This window comes from Halopseudomonas xinjiangensis, assembly GCF_900104945.1.
Classification (GTDB): domain Bacteria; phylum Pseudomonadota; class Gammaproteobacteria; order Pseudomonadales; family Pseudomonadaceae; genus Halopseudomonas; species Halopseudomonas xinjiangensis.
Genome location: NZ_LT629736.1, coordinates 2,804,925 through 2,820,247, shown reverse-complemented (window position 1 = coordinate 2,820,247; position 15,323 = coordinate 2,804,925). Strand labels below are relative to the sequence as shown.

The window sequence follows — 15,323 nt, the reverse complement described above, 5'->3', positions numbered from 1 at the left end:
TTCATACGGGGGCTTTTGTATTTAGGTTGACACTGTCTGGGTGCATCAGTAGAATTGCGCCTCCCTTGGACGGGCCTACCCGCGATTTGCGGCGGCTCTGAAGAATTGAAGCTTGGAGTTTCTGGTCAAATGCAGAACCAACAGATTCGTATTCGGTTGAAGGCTTTTGACCATCGCCTGATAGATCAATCAACCCAGGAAATCGTGGATACCGCGAAACGTACTGGGGCTCAGGTGCGTGGTCCAATCCCTTTGCCGACACGCAAAGAGCGTTTCACCGTGCTGATTTCGCCGCACGTCAACAAAGATGCCCGTGATCAGTATGAGATCCGTACCCATAAGCGGGTATTGGATATCGTTCAGCCCACCGACAAGACTGTCGATGCGTTGATGAAGCTGGATCTGGCAGCAGGCGTTGAGGTTCAGATCAGCCTCGGCTGATAGCCCCACACGACGGGGGCTATAAGTCGTGTAACGCCCTGAAATGGGCGGCCATAGCGGGTAATAGCCCCGTGCACTCATGAGGTTTACAAGATGACTATTGGTTTAGTCGGCCGGAAATGCGGTATGACCCGCGTTTTCACTGAAGATGGTGTTTCTATCCCGGTTACGGTTGTGGAAGTTGAGCCGAACCGTGTCACTCAGGTTAAATCCCTCGACAAGGATGGCTATCAGGCTATTCAGGTCACCGTAGGCGAGCGCCGCGCGAAGCGCGTCAGCAAGCCGATGGCTGGGCACTTTGCCAAGGCAAATACTGCCGCAGGTCGTCAGGTATGCGAATTCCGACTGGAAGACGGTGCCGAGTACGAGACTGGCGCAGAACTCACAGTCAGCATTTTTGAAGCGGGCCAGATGGTCGATGTCACCGGTCAGTCCAAGGGTAAGGGCTTCGCCGGTACCATCAAGCGCTGGAACTTCCGCGGCCAGGATGCAACTCACGGCAACTCCGTATCCCACCGTGTCCCCGGTTCCATTGGCCAGTGCCAGACTCCGGGTCGCGTATTCAAGGGCAAGAAGATGTCCGGTCACATGGGCGCCGAGCAAGTGACCGTACAGACCCTCGAAGTCGTACGCGTTGACGCCGAACGCAACCTGCTGCTCATCAAGGGCTCGGTGCCTGGCGCACCTGGTAGCGACGTTGTCGTCCGCCCGGCAGTGAAGGCCAAGGGTTAAGGGGGAGTTACCATGAATTTGAATGTAGCTGGCGCGAGCGCGATCGAAGTTTCCGATCTGACCTTTGCGACCGAGTTTAACGAGACACTGGTTCACCAGGCTGTCGTCGCCTATATGGCTGGCGGTCGTCAGGGCACCAAGCAGCAGAAGAACCGTTCCGACGTATCCGGCGGCGGCAAGAAGCCCTGGCGTCAGAAGGGTACCGGCCGCGCTCGTGCTGGTACTATCCGCAGCCCGATTTGGCGTGGGGGCGGTACCACATTTGCAGCTCGCCCGCAGAACCATGAGCAGAAGCTGAACCGCAAGATGTATCGCGGTGCCCTGCGCTCGATCCTGTCCGAGCTGGTCCGTTTGGATCGCCTGATCGTGGTTGAGAGCTTTGCAGTAGACGCACCGAAGACCAAGTCTCTGCTCGGCAAGCTCAAGGATCTGAACCTGGATAACGTGCTGATCGTTACCGATAACATTGACGAAAACCTGTACCTGGCTGCGCGCAACCTGCCGCATGTCGACGTACGTGATGTGCAGGGTTCGGACCCGGTCAGCCTGATCGCTTACGACAAGGTACTGATCACCGTACCTGCTGTTAAGAAGTTCGAGGAGATGCTGGGATGAACCAAGAGCGCATTTTCAAAGTCCTGCTTGGCCCGCATGTATCCGAGAAGGCTACGATGCTGGCTGATAGCAAGAACCAGTTTGTCTTCAAGGTCGATACCACAGCGACCAAGCTGGAAATCAAGAAGGCGATTGAGCAGTTGTTCAACGTCAAGGTCCAGTCTGTGTCGACCCTGAATGTTAAAGGCAAGACCAAGCGAACCGTTCGCGGCCTGGGCAAGCGTAGTGACTGGAAGAAGGCGTATGTCAGCCTGCAGCCCGGTCAAGACATCGACTTCGCCAGCGCTGAATAAGAAAGGAATACATCATGGCAATTGTTAAATGTAAACCTACTTCCGCTGGCCGCCGCTTCGTAGTCAAGGTTGTTCACGACAACCTGCACAAGGGTGCACCGTTCGCGCCTCTGGTCGAGAAGCAAGGCAAGTCCGGTGGTCGTAACAACAATGGTCGCATCACCACGCGTCATCGTGGGGGCGGTCATAAACAGCATTACCGTTTGGTCGATTTTCGTCGCAACAAGGACGGCATCCCTGCCGTTGTAGAGCGCGTCGAATATGATCCGAACCGTACCGCTCATATTGCTCTGCTGAAATATGCCGATGGCGAGCGCCGTTACATCATCGCTCCCAAGGGCGTTAGTGCTGGCGATCAGCTGATTTCCGGTGCCGATGCGCCGATCAAGGCTGGCAACACCCTTCCGCTGCGCAATATCCCGGTTGGTAGCACCATCCATGGTATCGAGCTCAAGCCGGGCAAGGGCGCACAAATCGCGCGTAGCGCTGGCGCAGCCGTTCAGCTGGTTGCGCGTGAAGGTGCCTATGTCACCGTGCGTTTGCGCTCCGGTGAAATGCGCAAGGTGCTCGGTGAGTGCCGCGCGACATTGGGCGAAGTGTCCAATGGCGAGCACAGCCTGCGCTCCCTGGGTAAAGCTGGTGCCAAGCGCTGGCGCGGAGTACGTCCGACTGTTCGTGGTGTTGCCATGAACCCGGTCGACCACCCGCATGGCGGTGGTGAAGGTCGTACTTCTGGTGGTCGTCATCCGGTGTCGCCGTGGGGCTTCCCGACCAAGGGTGCCAAGACTCGGTCCAACAAGCGCACTGACAAGATGATTGTCCGTCGGCGCAGCAAGTAATTAGAGGGGATACGACAGTGCCGCGTTCTCTGAAGAAAGGTCCTTTTATCGATCTTCACCTGTTAAAGAAGATCGAAGTCGCAGTTGAAAAGAACGATCGTAAGCCGGTCAAGACCTGGTCGCGCCGTTCGATGATTCTGCCGCAGATGGTTGGTTTGACCATCGCCGTGCATAACGGTCGCCAGCATGTTCCGGTCATCGTCTCTGAAGACATGGTCGGCCACAAGTTGGGCGAATTCTCTGCTACGCGTACCTATCGTGGGCACGCTGCAGACAAGAAAGCCAAGCGCTAAGGGGTTAGAAGATGGAAGTAGCCGCTACGTACAAGGGCGCCCGACTCTCTGCCCAGAAAGCTCGCTTGGTCGCAGACCAGATCCGCGGGAAGAAGGTGGATGAGGCCCTGAACCTGCTGAGTTTCAGCAACAAGAAGGCCGCTGACGTCATCAAGAAAGTTCTGGAGTCGGCTATTGCCAACGCCGAGCACAATGATGGCGCGGACGTGGATGACCTGAAGGTCTCCACCGTGTTTGTCAACGAAGGTCGCTCTCTGAAGCGCATCATGCCACGTGCCAAAGGCCGTGCTGATCGCATCGTTAAGCGGTCTTGCCATATCACGGTCAAGGTTGCTGACAAGTAGGAGTCGATCACATGGGTCAGAAAGTACATCCGATAGGCATCCGCCTCGGTATCGTTAAACAGCACACTTCGGTGTGGTACGCAGACGGTCGCACTTATGCTGACTATCTGCTCACCGATCTGAAAGTACGTAAGTACATTCAGACCAAGCTGAAGAGCGCTTCGGTTAGCCGCGTTGACATTCAGCGCCCGGCACAGACCGCCCGCATCACTATTCACACTGCCCGTCCAGGCATAGTGATTGGCAAGAAGGGCGAGGACGTCGAAAAGCTGCGTCAGGAATTGACTCAGCAGATGGGCGTGCCCGTGCACATCAACATCGAAGAGATCCGCAAGCCGGAGCTCGACGGTGCCCTGGTTGCACAAAGCGTTGCTCAGCAGCTCGAGCGTCGTGTGATGTTCCGTCGTGCAATGAAGCGCGCCGTACAAAACGCCATGCGCATTGGCGCCAAAGGTATCAAGATCCAGGTTAGCGGCCGTCTCGGCGGCGCCGAGATTGCCCGTACCGAATGGTACCGTGAAGGTCGTGTGCCGTTGCACACCCTGCGCGCCGATATCGATTACGCGACAGCTGAAGCCCACACCACCTACGGTGTGATTGGCGTCAAGGTTTGGATTTTCAAAGGCGAGATCATTGGTGGTCAGCCCGAGGAAACCAAAGCTGCCGCACCCAAGAAAAAAGCTGCTAAGTAAGGGGTACGCACATGTTACAACCCAAGCGTACGAAGTTCCGCAAGCAGATGACCGGCCACAACCGTGGCCTGGCGCATCGCGGCAGTAAAGTGAGCTTTGGCGAATTTGCACTGAAGGCCGTGGGTCGTGGTCGTCTGACTGCGCGTCAGATTGAAGCTGCCCGTCGTGCTTTGACTCGTCACGTTAAGCGTGGCGGTAAAATCTGGATCCGAGTTTTCCCGGACAAGCCGATTTCCAAGAAGCCGTTGGAAGTCCGGATGGGTAAAGGTAAGGGTAACGTCGAGTATTGGGTTGCCCAGATCAAGCCGGGCAAGGTCCTGTACGAGATTGAAGGTGTTTCCGAAGAGCTGGCGCGCGAGGCTTTCGCCCTGGCCGCAGCCAAGCTGCCTCTCGCTACCACCTTTGTTAAGCGGACGGTGATGTAATGAAAGCGACAGAACTTCGTGAAAAATCTGCCGAGCAGCTCAATGAGCAGCTGCTCACTCTGCTGCGGGATCAGTTCAACCTGCGCATGCAGAAGGCAACCGGTCAGCTCGGCCAGAGCCACCTGCTCAAGCAGGTAAAGCGCGATATCGCCCGAGTCAAGACCGTGCTCAACCAGAAGGGTGGTAACTGATCATGGCCGAGACTAAAGCAGTTCGTACCGTCACTGGCCGTGTGGTCAGCGACAAGATGGAAAAGACCGTTACTGTGCTCATCGAGCGTCAGGTAAAGCACCCGTTGTACGGAAAGTACATCACCCGCTCTACCAAGCTGCACGCACACGACGAGAACAACGATTGCCGCATCGGCGATATGGTCACCATCCGGGAAACCCGTCCCTTGGCTAAAACCAAGAACTGGACCCTGGTGCAGATCGACGAGCGCGCGGCGCAAGTATAAGCCCCGCGCACATAGCGGAATTTTCAAGGGTCGGAGAAAGTTATGATTCAGACTCAATCCATGCTGGATGTGGCTGACAACAGTGGTGCACGTCGCGTGATGTGTATCAAGGTTCTGGGCGGTTCTCACCGCCGCTACGCCGGCATTGGCGACATCATCAAAGTGACCGTGAAGGAAGCGATTCCGCGCGGCAAAGTAAAGAAAGGCCAGGTGCTCAACGCGGTCATCGTGCGTACTCGTCACGGCGTTCGCCGTACCGACGGTTCGCTGATCCGTTTCGATGGCAACGCTGCCGTTCTGCTCAACAACAAGAATGAGCCGATCGGTACCCGCATCTTTGGGCCAGTGACTCGCGAACTGCGTAATGAGCAGTTCATGAAGATCGTTTCCCTCGCGCCCGAAGTGCTGTAAGGAGCCCGGTCATGCAAAAGATCAAACGTGACGACGACGTTATCGTCATCGCCGGTAAAGATAAAGGCAAGCGCGGCAAGGTCGTAAAAGTCCTGGCTGATGCCCGCCTTCTCGTGTCCGGCGTCAACATTATCAAGCGCCACACCAAGCCGAATCCTATGGCTGGTTCGCAAGGCGGTATTGTTGAGAAGGAGGCGCCAATCCACGTCTCCAACGTGGCTATCTTCAACCCGGAGACCAGCAAGGCCGATCGCGTCGGCTTCAAGGTCGAAGACGGTAAGAAGGTTCGTATTTTCAAGTCGACGCAAAAAGCCGTCGACGCTTGAGAATCTAGGTGCTTACCATGGCAAGATTGAAAGAGCAGTATCGGACGAACATCGTTCCCAAGCTCAAGGAAGAACTGGGCCTGAAGAACGTAATGGAAGTCCCCAAGATCACCAAGATCACCCTCAACATGGGTCTTGGTGAGGCCGTCGGTGACAAGAAAGTCATCGAAAATGCCCTGGCTGATCTGGAAAAGATCACCGGTCGCAAGGGCATCGTGACCTATGCACGCAAGTCGATCGCGGGTTTCAAGATCCGTGACGGCTGGCCGATTGGTGTCAAGGTGACCCTGCGCCGCGAGCAGATGTACGAGTTTCTCGATCGTCTGCTGGCCATCTCCCTGCCGCGTGTACGTGACTTCCGTGGTCTGAACGCCAAGTCGTTCGATGGTCGCGGTAACTACAGCATGGGCGTCAAGGAACAGATCATTTTCCCGGAAATCGATTACGACAAGATCGATGCCATGCGTGGTCTGGATATTACTTTGACCACCACTGCACGGACCGACGACGAAGGCCGTGCGCTGCTGCGTGCGTTCAACTTCCCGTTCCGCAACTAGGAGTCAGGCAATGGCTAAAGTTAGCATGAAGAACCGCGAGGCCAAGCGCACTCGCACGGTTGCCAAGTACGCTGCAAAGCGTGCCGAGCTCAAAGCCATCGTCGGCAACATCAACGCGTCTGCTGAAGACCGTTGGAATGCCCAGGTGGCTCTGCAAAAACTGCCGCGTGATGCGAGCCCAGTCCGTCAGCGTAACCGCTGCCGCCTGACCGGCCGTCCGCACGGCGTATACCGCAAGTTTGGCCTCTCGCGCATCATGTTGCGTGAAGCTGCAATGCGTGGTGATGTACCCGGTCTGGTCAAAGCCAGCTGGTAAACCAGACCTTAATTACTCAGTTTCAGGAGCAGAAAGCCCATGAGTATGCAGGACCCGTTGGCAGACATGCTGACCCGTATCCGTAATGCCCAGATGGCTGAAAAGTCCAGTGTCAGCATGCCTTCGGCAAAGCTGAAGGTGGCTGTCGCCAAAGTATTGAAAGAAGAAGGTTACGTAGCCGGTTACGAAGTGCAGGGTGAAGCCAAGCCTGTGCTGTCGATCGAGCTGAAGTACTTCGAGGGCAAGCCGGTAATTGAAGAACTGAAGCGCATCAGCCGTCCCGGCCTGCGTCAGTACAAGTCCGTTGACCAGATTCCGAAGGTCAAGGGTGGACTGGGCGTATCGATCGTTTCCACCAACAAGGGTGTGATGACTGATCGTGCTGCTCGCGCTGCCGGTATCGGCGGCGAAGTGCTCTGCACCGTATTCTGATAGGGGGTTACCGATGTCTCGCGTCGCGAAGAACCCTGTCAAATTGCCGCAGGGTGTAGAAGTTAAGGTCAACGGTCAGGAACTGTCAGTCAAGGGCGCCAAGGGCGCACTGGAACTGAACCTGCATCCTACTGTTGAAGTCGTCCAGGAAGACGGTGAGCTGCGGTTTGCCGCTCGTCCTGGCAGTCCGAACATGGCGATGGCCGGCACTACTCGTGCCCTGGTCAACAACATGGTCCTGGGTGTCACTCAAGGTTTCGAGCGCAAGCTACAGCTCGTAGGTGTTGGTTACAAGGCGCAGGCCAAGGGTCAGACCCTTTCGCTGGCGCTTGGCTACTCGCACCCGATCGACTACCAGCTGCCGGAAGGCGTTTCTGCGGAAACCCCGAGCCAGACGGACATCATCATCAAGGGCATCGACAAGCAGCTGGTCGGTCAGGTAGCCGCGGAAATTCGTGATTTCCGTCGTCCCGAGCCTTATAAGGGCAAGGGTGTGCGCTACGCCGATGAGGTCGTGCGTCGTAAAGAAGCCAAGAAGAAGTAGGGCATAGCAAATGAGCGATAAAAAAGTTATTCGTCTCCGTCGCGCTCGCCGTTCGCGTCTGAAGCAGCGCGAGCTGGAAGCCGTACGTCTGTGCGTGTACCGTTCTTCGCAGCACATGTACGCACAAGTGATCTCAGCTGACGGCTCGCAGGTACTGGCCAGCGCCTCCACTCTCGACGAGAGTCTGCGCAATGGCGGTACCGGTAATATCGAAGCCGCCAAGAAAGTCGGTCTTCTCGTGGCTGAGCGCGCCAAGGCCGCCGGTGTTACACAGGTCTCCTTCGACCGTTCCGGCTTCAAGTACCATGGCCGCGTGAAAGCGCTGGCCGACGCCGCTCGTGAAGGCGGGCTGGAATTCTAAGGGTAGATCTATGGCTAATTTCGAGCAGAAGCGCGACGAAGGTTATATCGAGAAGCTTGTACAGGTTAACCGCGTTGCCAAAGTAGTTAAGGGTGGCCGGATCTTCGCTTTCACCGCACTGACTGTTGTAGGTGATGGCAAGGGTCGCGTGGGCTTCGGTCGCGGCAAGGCGCGTGAAGTGCCTGCTGCAATCCAGAAGGCCATGGAAGCCGCACGTCGTAACATGATCCAGGTCGACCTCAACGGTTCGACGCTGCAGTACCCGGTCAAAGCTGCCCATGGCGCTTCCCGAGTATTCATGCAGCCGGCATCGGAAGGTACTGGCGTAATCGCCGGTGGCGCGATGCGTGCCGTTCTGGAAGCTGCGGGCGTGCACAACGTTCTGGCCAAGTGCTACGGTTCCACCAATCCGGTCAACGTCGTTCAGGCTACCTATAAGGGTCTGAAGGCTATGCAGGCTCCTGAGTCTGTAGCAGCCAAGCGCGGCAAGACCGTTGAAGACATCGTGGGGTAATCGGTCATGGCTAAAGCAACAATCAAAGTAACGCAGTTCAAAAGCGTTGCCGGTCGCCTGCCGAACCACAAGGCATGCATCAAGGGCCTGGGTCTGCGCCGTATCGGGCACACCGTCGAGGTCGAAGATACCCCGTCTGTACGTGGGATGATCAATAAGGTCGCCTACATGGTTCGGGTTGAGGGCTAAAACATGAAACTGAATGATCTACGTTCCGCACCGGGCGCGCGCCGTGAAAAGCATCGCCCCGGTCGTGGTATCGGTAGCGGCCTCGGCAAGACCGGTGGCCGCGGCCACAAGGGTCTGACTTCGCGTTCCGGCGGCAGTGTTGCACCGGGCTTCGAGGGTGGCCAGCAGCCGTTGCACCGCCGCCTGCCGAAATTCGGCTTCGTGTCGAAAATCGCGATGGTTACTGCTGAAATTCGTACTAGCGAGCTGAACAAGCTGGATGCGGAGGTCGTCGATCTGCAGGCATTGAAAGATGCCAACATTATCGGCAACAAGTACACCCGTGCGAAGATTGTCCTGTCCGGCGACCTGACCAAGGCTGTAACGGTCAAGGGTCTGATGGCGACCAAGGGCGCGCGGGCAGCGATTGAAGCAGCTGGCGGCAAGTTCGAGGAATAAATGGCTAAGCAAGGCGCTCTCTCTGGCATGAAACAAGGCGGTCTGACCGAGCTTTGGGGGCGCCTGCGCTTCCTGTTCCTGGCGATCATCGTTTACCGCATCGGGGCTCATATCCCGGTTCCCGGTATCAACCCTGATCGTTTGGCCGACCTGTTCCGACAGAACGAGGGAACCATCCTTAACCTGTTCAACATGTTCTCGGGCGGTGCTTTGGAGCGAATGAGCATCTTCGCGCTGGGCATCATGCCGTACATCTCTGCGTCGATCATCATGCAATTGATGACAGCGATCAGTCCTTCGCTGGAACAGTTGAAGAAGGAGGGCGAGTCCGGTCGCCGCAAGATCAGCCAGTACACCCGTTATCTGACGCTGGTGCTTGCGTTGGTCCAGGCGGTGGGTATGTCGGTTGGTCTGGCTAGTCAGGGCGTCGCTTTCTCGGACGGTTTCGCCTTTTACTTCATAGCCGTGACCACCTTCGTAGCGGGTGCGATGTTCATGATGTGGCTGGGTGAGCAGATTACCGAGCGCGGGATCGGCAACGGTATTTCCATGCTGATCTTCGCCGGTATCGTCGCTGGCTTGCCCAGTGCTGTCGGTCAGTCGTTCGAAGCTGCCCGGCAGGGTGACATCAACATCTTCGCTCTGATCGCTATCGCGCTCCTGGCAGTAGGTTTGATCGCCTTCGTGGTGTTCGTCGAGCGCGGCCAGCGTCGGATCACCGTCAATTACGCCAAGCGTCAGCAAGGCCGCAAGGTCTTTGCAGCGCAAACCAGCCATTTGCCCCTCAAGGTGAATATGGCGGGCGTAATTCCGGCGATCTTCGCCAGCAGCATCCTGTTGTTCCCGGCATCGCTAGGGACCTGGTTCGGACAGGGCGAAAACATGGGTTGGTTGCAGGCTGTGTCTCAGGCTATCGCTCCGGGGCAGCCGTTGAACATCATCCTGTTCAGCGCCGGCATCATCTTCTTCTGCTTCTTCTACACGGCCTTGATGTTCAATCCGAAGGATGTGGCCGAGAATCTGAAGAAATCCGGTGCTTTCATTCCGGGCATCCGCCCGGGTGAGCAATCCGCACGTTACATCGACGGAGTGCTCACGCGCCTGACGATGTTCGGTGCGCTGTACATCACCGCGGTCTGCCTGTTGCCGCAGTTTCTTGTGGTGTCGGCAAATGTACCCTTTTATCTGGGTGGGACCTCGCTGTTGATCGTCGTGGTGGTTGTGATGGACTTCATGTCGCAAGTACAATCGCACCTCGTTTCTCAGCAGTACGAGTCTCTTATGAAGAAATCGAACCTGAAAGGCTACGGTAGCGGCATGCTGCGCTGAGTCGTCGGGTTTCAGGAGTACGTTATGAAAGTTGCTGCATCAGTCAAAAAGCTTTGCCGTAACTGCAAGGTTATCCGTCGCAATGGTAGCGTTCGGGTCATCTGCAGCGCTGAGCCCCGTCACAAGCAGCGCCAGGGTTAAATCCCGGCCTACTGATTGAAGACTACGTCTCAGGATAACTCACCACCCGGCCAATGATATTGGCCGGGTGGTTGAATTTTGTTTTTGTTAGCGCTACCCTACTGCACCCTTTTTCACGCAACTTACGTGACGTGCAGGTTGAGTCAGGTAGCTGTCAGACGGAGTAATTTGGATGGCCCGTATTGCAGGCGTCAACATCCCGGATAACAAGCATACTGTTATCTCACTGACCTATATCTTCGGTATCGGTCAGACCAAGGCACAGGAAATCTGTGCCGCCACTGGCATCGCCCCCAGTGCAAAGATCAAGGAACTCAGCGAGGAGCAGGTCGATCTGCTGCGCAATGAGGTAGCCAAGAGCACCGTTGAAGGTGACCTGCGTCGTGTGATCAACATGAACGTCAAGCGTCTCATGGATCTGGGTTGCTATCGTGGTCTGCGTCACCGTAAGGGCCTTCCGGTCCGCGGTCAGCGCACCAAGACCAACGCTCGTACCCGCAAGGGTCCGCGCAAGCCGATCCGTAAGTAATCGCGAAGGAATATACAGATATGGCTAAGCCTGCTGCTCGTGTTCGCAAGAAAGTCAAAAAGACGGTGGTCGACGGGATCGCCCACATCCACGCGTCTTTCAATAACACCATCATCACCATTACCGATCGCCAGGGCAACGCTCTGAGCTGGGCTACCTCTGGTGGCTCCGGTTTCCGTGGTTCGCGCAAAAGCACTCCGTTCGCTGCCCAGGTAGCTGCAGAGCGTGCTGGTCAAGCGGCCCTGGAATATGGTCTCAAGAACCTCGACGTTAACGTGAAGGGCCCTGGCCCGGGTCGTGAGTCAGCTGTACGCGCGCTGAATGCTTGTGGTTACAAGATCAGCGGCATCACTGATGTCACCCCTATCCCACATAACGGCTGCCGCCCGCCCAAGAAGCGCCGCGTTTAATCAGGAGACGGTAAATGGCTCGATATATTGGTCCCAAGTGCAAGCTGTCTCGTCGCGAAGGCACTGACCTGTTTCTCAAGAGCGGCGTGCGCGCCCTCGATTCGAAGTGCAAGCTGGAAAGCCCTCCGGGCGTCCACGGCCAGCGCCGTGGTCGTCTGTCCGAGTACGGCACCCAGCTGCGTGAAAAGCAAAAGGTTCGTCGTATTTACGGCATCCTCGAGCGTCAGTTCAGCAACTACTACAAGGAAGCTGCTCGCCTGAAAGGCGCGACTGGCGAAAACCTGCTGCAGTTGCTCGAGCGTCGTCTGGATAATGTCGTATACCGGATGGGCTTTGGCTCCACCCGTGCCGAATCGCGTCAGCTGGTTTCGCACAAGGCAATCATGGTAAACGGCAAGACCGTGAACGTAGCGTCTTTCCTGGTATCGCCAGGCGACGTGGTAGCGGTTCGTGAGAAGGCCAAGAATCAGCTGCGCATTAGCGGCTCGCTGGATCTGGCTGCTCAGCGTGGCTCGGTCGAATGGCTGGAAGTCGACGCAGCGAAGAAGGAAGGCGTGTTCAAAAGCCTGCCTTCACGCAGCGACCTGTACGCCGACATCAACGAAAACCTGATCGTCGAGCTGTACTCCAAGTAAGCGACAGACAGCAAAAGGTGCCTCCCATGCAAAGTTCGGTTACCGAGTTTCTAACACCGCGTCATATCGACGTACAGGAAAGCTCGCCCACGCGCGCCAAGATCACCTTGGAGCCGTTGGAGCGTGGTTTCGGTCACACCCTGGGCAATGCGCTGCGTCGCATTCTGCTCTCCTCCATGCCCGGTTGCGCTGTGGTAGAGGCGGAAATCGACGGCGTGTTGCATGAGTACAGCGCCATCGAAGGCGTGCAGGAAGACGTCATCGAGATCCTGCTGAACCTGAAAGGCCTGGCTATCAAGATGCACGGTCGTGATCACGTTACCCTGAACCTTTCCAAGAAGGGTCCGGGTGCCGTGACTGGTGCGGACATCCAGTTGGACCACGATGTCGAGATCGTTAACCCCGATCACGTCATCGCCAACCTGTCTGCCAATGGTGTGCTCAACATGAAGCTCACCGTCGCTCGCGGCCGTGGCTATGAGCCTGCCGACGCTCGTCAGTCTGATGAAGACGAGAGCCGTTCGATTGGCCGCCTTCAGCTGGATGCTACCTACACGCCGGTTCGTCGCGTCGCCTACGTCGTTGAGAGCGCCCGGGTGGAGCAGCGTACCAACCTGGACAAGCTGATCATCGATCTGGAAACCAACGGCACGCTGGATCCCGAAGAGGCGATCCGTCGTGCTGCGACTATCCTGCAGCAGCAGCTGGCCGCTTTCGTCGATCTCAAGGGCGATCACGAGCCGGTTGTTGAGCATCAGGAAGACGAGATCGATCCGATCCTGCTGCGCCCGGTAGACGATCTGGAACTGACAGTGCGTTCAGCCAACTGCCTGAAAGCCGAAAATATCTATTACATTGGCGATCTGATCCAGCGTACCGAAGTGGAGCTGCTGAAGACCCCGAACCTTGGCAAGAAGTCCCTGACAGAGATCAAGGATGTTCTGGCCTCGCGTGGTCTGTCACTGGGTATGCGTCTGGACAACTGGCCGCCGGCAAGCTTGAAGAAGGACGATAAGGTTTCCGCCTGATCGTCTCGACACCGAGGATTTGAAAGATGCGTCATCGTAAAAGTGGTCGTCACCTGAATCGGACCAGCTCACACCGCAAGGCCATGTTCCAGAACATGGCGGTGTCGCTGTTCGAAAACGAACTGATCAAGACTACTCTGCCCAAGGCGAAAGAACTGCGCCGAGTGGCTGAGCCGCTGATCACCCTGGCCAAGGAAGACACCGTGGCCAACCGTCGCCTGGCATTCGACCGCACCCGCAGCAAAGAAGCTGTTGGTAAGCTGTTTAATGACCTGGGCAAGCGCTACGCCGATCGTCCCGGCGGTTATGTGCGCATTCTCAAGTGCGGTTTCCGCGCTGGTGATGCCGCGCCCATGGCCTACGTGGAGCTGGTGGATCGTCCGGAGCTGGCTGCTGCTTCTGAAGAGTAAGCTGTCCGCTGCGTAAGAAAAGCCGAGCATTGCTCGGCTTTTTTGTGGCTGCGGCTCGATGTTAGGGTATCTCTATTAGGATGCTTGGATATATAAATTGGTTCTCTTAAGCGAGGCGGTCGATACTGCTTTGGCCCGGTGAAACCGGACCTATTTCGCACAAGGAACCAACCATGATTGATAGAAAAACCATGACGACCAGTGCCGGCAATCCGATCGCCGACAACCAGAACTCCCTTAGTGCGGGTTCTCGGGGTCCGCTGTTGTTACAGGATTACCAGCTCATCGAAAAGCTCGCTCACCAGAACCGGGAGCGCATCCCCGAGCGCGTTGTGCATGCCAAGGGGTCGGGTGCTTTCGGTACGCTGACTATCACTAATGACGTCACCCGTTTCACGCGCGCTCGGCTTTTCTCCGAGGTCGGCAAGCAGACTGAACTGGTCATGCGCTTTTCCACCGTGGCCGGTGAGCTTGGCGCCGCAGATGCCGAGCGCGACGTTCGAGGTTTCGCCGTGAAGTTCTACACGGAAGAGGGTAACTGGGACGTCGTCGGCAACAATACGCCAGTGTTCTTCGTTCGCGACCCGCTGAAGTTTCCTGATTTCATTCACACTCAGAAACGCCACCCACGCACCAATCTGCGTTCGCCCACTGCGATGTGGGACTTCTGGTCGCTGTCGCCCGAAAGCCTCCACCAGGTCACCATGCTGATGTCTGACCGTGGGCTGCCGACGGACGTTCGCCACATCAATGGTTATGGGTCGCATACTTACAGCTTCATTAACGCAGCCAACGAGCGCGTGTGGGTCAAGTTTCACTTCAAGACGCTCCAGGGACACCGGCACTGGACCAACGAGCAGGCGGAAAAGGTCGTTGGCAAGACTCGCGAAAGCACACAGGAGGACCTGTACAGCGCGATCGACAATGGTGACTTCCCTCGCTGGAGAATGTGCGTACAGATCATGACAGAAGAACAGGCACGGCAGACCCCGTACAATCCGTTCGATCTGACGAAGGTGTGGCCGCATGCCGAGTTTCCGCTGATTGAGGTCGGCATCCTCGAGCTCAACCGTAACGCTGACAACTATTTTGCCGAAATAGAGCAGGCTGCTTACTCGCCCTCGAACGTGATACCCGGCGTTGGTTTTTCTCCGGACAAGATGCTTCAGGCTCGCGTGTTTTCCTACGCTGATGCGCACCGTTACCGCTTGGGGACGCACTACGAAGCGCTGCCGGTCAACGCACCGAAGTGTCCGGTGCATCACTATCACAAAGACGGTGCAATGCGCTTTTCCCCGAATATGCCGGTGGCGGACGCCTATTACGAACCCAATTCATTCGGCGGCCCAGCGCAGAATCCGGAATACGGTGAGCCGCCTCTGCCCCTCGAAGGCGATGCGGACCGGTTTGACCATCGCGAAGGCAACGACGACTACAGCCAGCCCCGTGCGTTGTTCGAGTTGTTTGACGAAGGACAGAAGCAGCGTTTGTTCAGCAATATCGCTGCAGCCATGCAAGGTGTGCCGGAGTTCATCGTCGCGCGGCAGCTTGGCCATTTCGACAAGGTGCATCCGGAATACGGCGTTGGCGTGCGCGAGGCGCTTAAAGCTTCGGCTTGACGT

The 15,323-nt window shown here is 56.8% G+C and carries 29 protein-coding genes; all 29 read left to right on the top strand.

The features are described 5' to 3' along the window. Positions 1-129 precede the first annotated feature (129 nt). The 29 genes from rpsJ (at position 130) to BLT85_RS13055 (ending at position 15,320) form a co-directional block, all read left to right on the top strand. Positions 130-441 carry a 30S ribosomal protein S10 gene (rpsJ, locus tag BLT85_RS13195; RefSeq protein ID WP_044501102.1) on the top strand — a complete coding sequence of 104 codons (312 nt, stop codon included), beginning with the start codon at positions 130-132 and terminating at the stop codon, positions 439-441. A gap of 93 nt (positions 442-534) precedes the next feature. After that, the gene (rplC, locus tag BLT85_RS13190; RefSeq protein ID WP_093395599.1) at positions 535-1,173 is read left to right on the top strand and encodes a 50S ribosomal protein L3; all 639 of its coding nucleotides are present in this window, start codon (positions 535-537) and stop codon (positions 1,171-1,173) included. A gap of 12 nt (positions 1,174-1,185) precedes the next feature. Then, positions 1,186-1,788 (top strand): 50S ribosomal protein L4, encoded by a 603-nt coding sequence (gene rplD, locus BLT85_RS13185; RefSeq protein WP_093395597.1) that lies wholly within the window; start codon positions 1,186-1,188, stop codon positions 1,786-1,788. Then, positions 1,785-2,081, top strand: coding sequence for a 50S ribosomal protein L23 (rplW, locus tag BLT85_RS13180; protein WP_093395595.1), 297 nt, complete (start codon positions 1,785-1,787; stop codon positions 2,079-2,081). Before rplD ends, rplW begins: the two co-directional genes overlap by 4 nt. 14 nt (positions 2,082-2,095) lie before the next feature. Further along, positions 2,096-2,920, top strand: coding sequence for a 50S ribosomal protein L2 (rplB, locus tag BLT85_RS13175; RefSeq protein ID WP_093395593.1), 825 nt, complete (start codon positions 2,096-2,098; stop codon positions 2,918-2,920). A gap of 17 nt (positions 2,921-2,937) precedes the next feature. Next, a complete protein-coding gene (gene rpsS, locus BLT85_RS13170; protein ID WP_093395591.1) occupies positions 2,938-3,213 on the top strand; it encodes a 30S ribosomal protein S19 in 276 nt (91 codons plus the stop codon). 11 nt (positions 3,214-3,224) lie between these two features. Continuing rightward, the gene (gene rplV, locus BLT85_RS13165) at positions 3,225-3,557 is read left to right on the top strand and encodes a 50S ribosomal protein L22 (RefSeq protein ID WP_093395589.1); all 333 of its coding nucleotides are present in this window, start codon (positions 3,225-3,227) and stop codon (positions 3,555-3,557) included. Positions 3,558-3,568: 11 nt separating this feature from the next. Next, positions 3,569-4,249, top strand: a complete 681-nt coding sequence (gene rpsC / locus BLT85_RS13160; RefSeq protein ID WP_093395587.1) for a 30S ribosomal protein S3 — start codon at positions 3,569-3,571, stop codon at positions 4,247-4,249. 11 nt (positions 4,250-4,260) lie between these two features. Continuing rightward, a complete protein-coding gene (gene rplP, locus BLT85_RS13155) occupies positions 4,261-4,674 on the top strand; it encodes a 50S ribosomal protein L16 (protein ID WP_093395585.1) in 414 nt (137 codons plus the stop codon). Beyond that, positions 4,674-4,865 (top strand): 50S ribosomal protein L29, encoded by a 192-nt coding sequence (gene rpmC / locus BLT85_RS13150; protein ID WP_080048714.1) that lies wholly within the window; start codon positions 4,674-4,676, stop codon positions 4,863-4,865. Before rplP ends, rpmC begins: the two co-directional genes overlap by 1 nt. 2 nt (positions 4,866-4,867) lie before the next feature. Further along, positions 4,868-5,131 (top strand): 30S ribosomal protein S17, encoded by a 264-nt coding sequence (gene rpsQ / locus BLT85_RS13145; RefSeq protein WP_093395583.1) that lies wholly within the window; start codon positions 4,868-4,870, stop codon positions 5,129-5,131. A gap of 42 nt (positions 5,132-5,173) precedes the next feature. Continuing rightward, positions 5,174-5,542, top strand: coding sequence for a 50S ribosomal protein L14 (gene rplN / locus BLT85_RS13140; protein WP_088277353.1), 369 nt, complete (start codon positions 5,174-5,176; stop codon positions 5,540-5,542). A gap of 11 nt (positions 5,543-5,553) precedes the next feature. Next, positions 5,554-5,868, top strand: a complete 315-nt coding sequence (rplX, locus tag BLT85_RS13135) for a 50S ribosomal protein L24 (protein ID WP_093395581.1) — start codon at positions 5,554-5,556, stop codon at positions 5,866-5,868. A 17-nt stretch (positions 5,869-5,885) separates the two neighbouring features. Beyond that, complete coding sequence (gene rplE / locus BLT85_RS13130; RefSeq protein WP_093395579.1) at positions 5,886-6,425, top strand: 50S ribosomal protein L5; 540 nt, start codon at positions 5,886-5,888, stop codon at positions 6,423-6,425. Between the two features lie 10 nt (positions 6,426-6,435). Further along, entirely contained in the window at positions 6,436-6,741 is a 306-nt protein-coding gene (rpsN, locus tag BLT85_RS13125) for a 30S ribosomal protein S14 (RefSeq protein ID WP_093395577.1), read from the top strand. A gap of 39 nt (positions 6,742-6,780) precedes the next feature. Continuing rightward, positions 6,781-7,173: a 30S ribosomal protein S8 gene (gene rpsH / locus BLT85_RS13120; RefSeq protein WP_093395575.1), complete on the top strand. Its 393-nt coding sequence runs from the start codon at positions 6,781-6,783 to the stop codon at positions 7,171-7,173. Positions 7,174-7,186: 13 nt separating this feature from the next. Further along, positions 7,187-7,717 carry a 50S ribosomal protein L6 gene (gene rplF / locus BLT85_RS13115; RefSeq protein WP_093395572.1) on the top strand — a complete coding sequence of 177 codons (531 nt, stop codon included), beginning with the start codon at positions 7,187-7,189 and terminating at the stop codon, positions 7,715-7,717. Between the two features lie 10 nt (positions 7,718-7,727). Continuing rightward, positions 7,728-8,078, top strand: coding sequence for a 50S ribosomal protein L18 (gene rplR, locus BLT85_RS13110; protein WP_093395569.1), 351 nt, complete (start codon positions 7,728-7,730; stop codon positions 8,076-8,078). A 10-nt stretch (positions 8,079-8,088) separates the two neighbouring features. Beyond that, on the top strand, positions 8,089-8,592 hold the full coding sequence (gene rpsE, locus BLT85_RS13105) for a 30S ribosomal protein S5 (protein ID WP_093395566.1): 504 nt from the start codon (positions 8,089-8,091) through the stop codon (positions 8,590-8,592). Positions 8,593-8,598: 6 nt separating this feature from the next. After that, complete coding sequence (rpmD, locus tag BLT85_RS13100) at positions 8,599-8,781, top strand: 50S ribosomal protein L30 (RefSeq protein ID WP_093395563.1); 183 nt, start codon at positions 8,599-8,601, stop codon at positions 8,779-8,781. A 3-nt stretch (positions 8,782-8,784) separates the two neighbouring features. After that, the gene (gene rplO, locus BLT85_RS13095; protein WP_093395560.1) at positions 8,785-9,219 is read left to right on the top strand and encodes a 50S ribosomal protein L15; all 435 of its coding nucleotides are present in this window, start codon (positions 8,785-8,787) and stop codon (positions 9,217-9,219) included. Then, positions 9,220-10,548, top strand: coding sequence for a preprotein translocase subunit SecY (gene secY / locus BLT85_RS13090; protein WP_093395557.1), 1,329 nt, complete (start codon positions 9,220-9,222; stop codon positions 10,546-10,548). Positions 10,549-10,572: 24 nt separating this feature from the next. Continuing rightward, positions 10,573-10,689 carry a 50S ribosomal protein L36 gene (gene rpmJ / locus BLT85_RS13085; protein WP_074781302.1) on the top strand — a complete coding sequence of 39 codons (117 nt, stop codon included), beginning with the start codon at positions 10,573-10,575 and terminating at the stop codon, positions 10,687-10,689. Between the two features lie 172 nt (positions 10,690-10,861). After that, the gene (gene rpsM / locus BLT85_RS13080) at positions 10,862-11,218 is read left to right on the top strand and encodes a 30S ribosomal protein S13 (protein WP_093395554.1); all 357 of its coding nucleotides are present in this window, start codon (positions 10,862-10,864) and stop codon (positions 11,216-11,218) included. A gap of 20 nt (positions 11,219-11,238) precedes the next feature. Further along, entirely contained in the window at positions 11,239-11,628 is a 390-nt protein-coding gene (rpsK, locus tag BLT85_RS13075; protein WP_093395551.1) for a 30S ribosomal protein S11, read from the top strand. Between the two features lie 14 nt (positions 11,629-11,642). Continuing rightward, positions 11,643-12,263 carry a 30S ribosomal protein S4 gene (gene rpsD / locus BLT85_RS13070; protein ID WP_093395548.1) on the top strand — a complete coding sequence of 207 codons (621 nt, stop codon included), beginning with the start codon at positions 11,643-11,645 and terminating at the stop codon, positions 12,261-12,263. 26 nt (positions 12,264-12,289) lie between these two features. Then, entirely contained in the window at positions 12,290-13,291 is a 1,002-nt protein-coding gene (locus tag BLT85_RS13065; protein ID WP_093395545.1) for a DNA-directed RNA polymerase subunit alpha, read from the top strand. A 26-nt stretch (positions 13,292-13,317) separates the two neighbouring features. Beyond that, the gene (gene rplQ / locus BLT85_RS13060; protein ID WP_093395542.1) at positions 13,318-13,701 is read left to right on the top strand and encodes a 50S ribosomal protein L17; all 384 of its coding nucleotides are present in this window, start codon (positions 13,318-13,320) and stop codon (positions 13,699-13,701) included. Positions 13,702-13,874: 173 nt separating this feature from the next. Beyond that, positions 13,875-15,320 carry a catalase gene (locus tag BLT85_RS13055; RefSeq protein WP_093395539.1) on the top strand — a complete coding sequence of 482 codons (1,446 nt, stop codon included), beginning with the start codon at positions 13,875-13,877 and terminating at the stop codon, positions 15,318-15,320. Positions 15,321-15,323: the final 3 nt, after the last annotated feature.

Coding starts and splice junctions, on each gene's coding strand:
- rpsJ (WP_044501102.1), top strand. CDS start 130: ATGCAGAACCAACAGATTCGTATTCGGTTGAAGGCTTTTGACCATCGC.
- rplC (WP_093395599.1), top strand. CDS start 535: ATGACTATTGGTTTAGTCGGCCGGAAATGCGGTATGACCCGCGTTTTC.
- rplD (WP_093395597.1), top strand. CDS start 1,186: ATGAATTTGAATGTAGCTGGCGCGAGCGCGATCGAAGTTTCCGATCTG.
- rplW (WP_093395595.1), top strand. CDS start 1,785: ATGAACCAAGAGCGCATTTTCAAAGTCCTGCTTGGCCCGCATGTATCC.
- rplB (WP_093395593.1), top strand. CDS start 2,096: ATGGCAATTGTTAAATGTAAACCTACTTCCGCTGGCCGCCGCTTCGTA.
- rplV (WP_093395589.1), top strand. CDS start 3,225: ATGGAAGTAGCCGCTACGTACAAGGGCGCCCGACTCTCTGCCCAGAAA.
- rpsC (WP_093395587.1), top strand. CDS start 3,569: ATGGGTCAGAAAGTACATCCGATAGGCATCCGCCTCGGTATCGTTAAA.
- rplP (WP_093395585.1), top strand. CDS start 4,261: ATGTTACAACCCAAGCGTACGAAGTTCCGCAAGCAGATGACCGGCCAC.
- rpmC (WP_080048714.1), top strand. CDS start 4,674: ATGAAAGCGACAGAACTTCGTGAAAAATCTGCCGAGCAGCTCAATGAG.
- rpsQ (WP_093395583.1), top strand. CDS start 4,868: ATGGCCGAGACTAAAGCAGTTCGTACCGTCACTGGCCGTGTGGTCAGC.
- rplN (WP_088277353.1), top strand. CDS start 5,174: ATGATTCAGACTCAATCCATGCTGGATGTGGCTGACAACAGTGGTGCA.
- rplX (WP_093395581.1), top strand. CDS start 5,554: ATGCAAAAGATCAAACGTGACGACGACGTTATCGTCATCGCCGGTAAA.
- rplE (WP_093395579.1), top strand. CDS start 5,886: ATGGCAAGATTGAAAGAGCAGTATCGGACGAACATCGTTCCCAAGCTC.
- rpsN (WP_093395577.1), top strand. CDS start 6,436: ATGGCTAAAGTTAGCATGAAGAACCGCGAGGCCAAGCGCACTCGCACG.
- rpsH (WP_093395575.1), top strand. CDS start 6,781: ATGAGTATGCAGGACCCGTTGGCAGACATGCTGACCCGTATCCGTAAT.
- rplF (WP_093395572.1), top strand. CDS start 7,187: ATGTCTCGCGTCGCGAAGAACCCTGTCAAATTGCCGCAGGGTGTAGAA.
- rplR (WP_093395569.1), top strand. CDS start 7,728: ATGAGCGATAAAAAAGTTATTCGTCTCCGTCGCGCTCGCCGTTCGCGT.
- rpsE (WP_093395566.1), top strand. CDS start 8,089: ATGGCTAATTTCGAGCAGAAGCGCGACGAAGGTTATATCGAGAAGCTT.
- rpmD (WP_093395563.1), top strand. CDS start 8,599: ATGGCTAAAGCAACAATCAAAGTAACGCAGTTCAAAAGCGTTGCCGGT.
- rplO (WP_093395560.1), top strand. CDS start 8,785: ATGAAACTGAATGATCTACGTTCCGCACCGGGCGCGCGCCGTGAAAAG.
- secY (WP_093395557.1), top strand. CDS start 9,220: ATGGCTAAGCAAGGCGCTCTCTCTGGCATGAAACAAGGCGGTCTGACC.
- rpmJ (WP_074781302.1), top strand. CDS start 10,573: ATGAAAGTTGCTGCATCAGTCAAAAAGCTTTGCCGTAACTGCAAGGTT.
- rpsM (WP_093395554.1), top strand. CDS start 10,862: ATGGCCCGTATTGCAGGCGTCAACATCCCGGATAACAAGCATACTGTT.
- rpsK (WP_093395551.1), top strand. CDS start 11,239: ATGGCTAAGCCTGCTGCTCGTGTTCGCAAGAAAGTCAAAAAGACGGTG.
- rpsD (WP_093395548.1), top strand. CDS start 11,643: ATGGCTCGATATATTGGTCCCAAGTGCAAGCTGTCTCGTCGCGAAGGC.
- BLT85_RS13065 (WP_093395545.1), top strand. CDS start 12,290: ATGCAAAGTTCGGTTACCGAGTTTCTAACACCGCGTCATATCGACGTA.
- rplQ (WP_093395542.1), top strand. CDS start 13,318: ATGCGTCATCGTAAAAGTGGTCGTCACCTGAATCGGACCAGCTCACAC.
- BLT85_RS13055 (WP_093395539.1), top strand. CDS start 13,875: ATGATTGATAGAAAAACCATGACGACCAGTGCCGGCAATCCGATCGCC.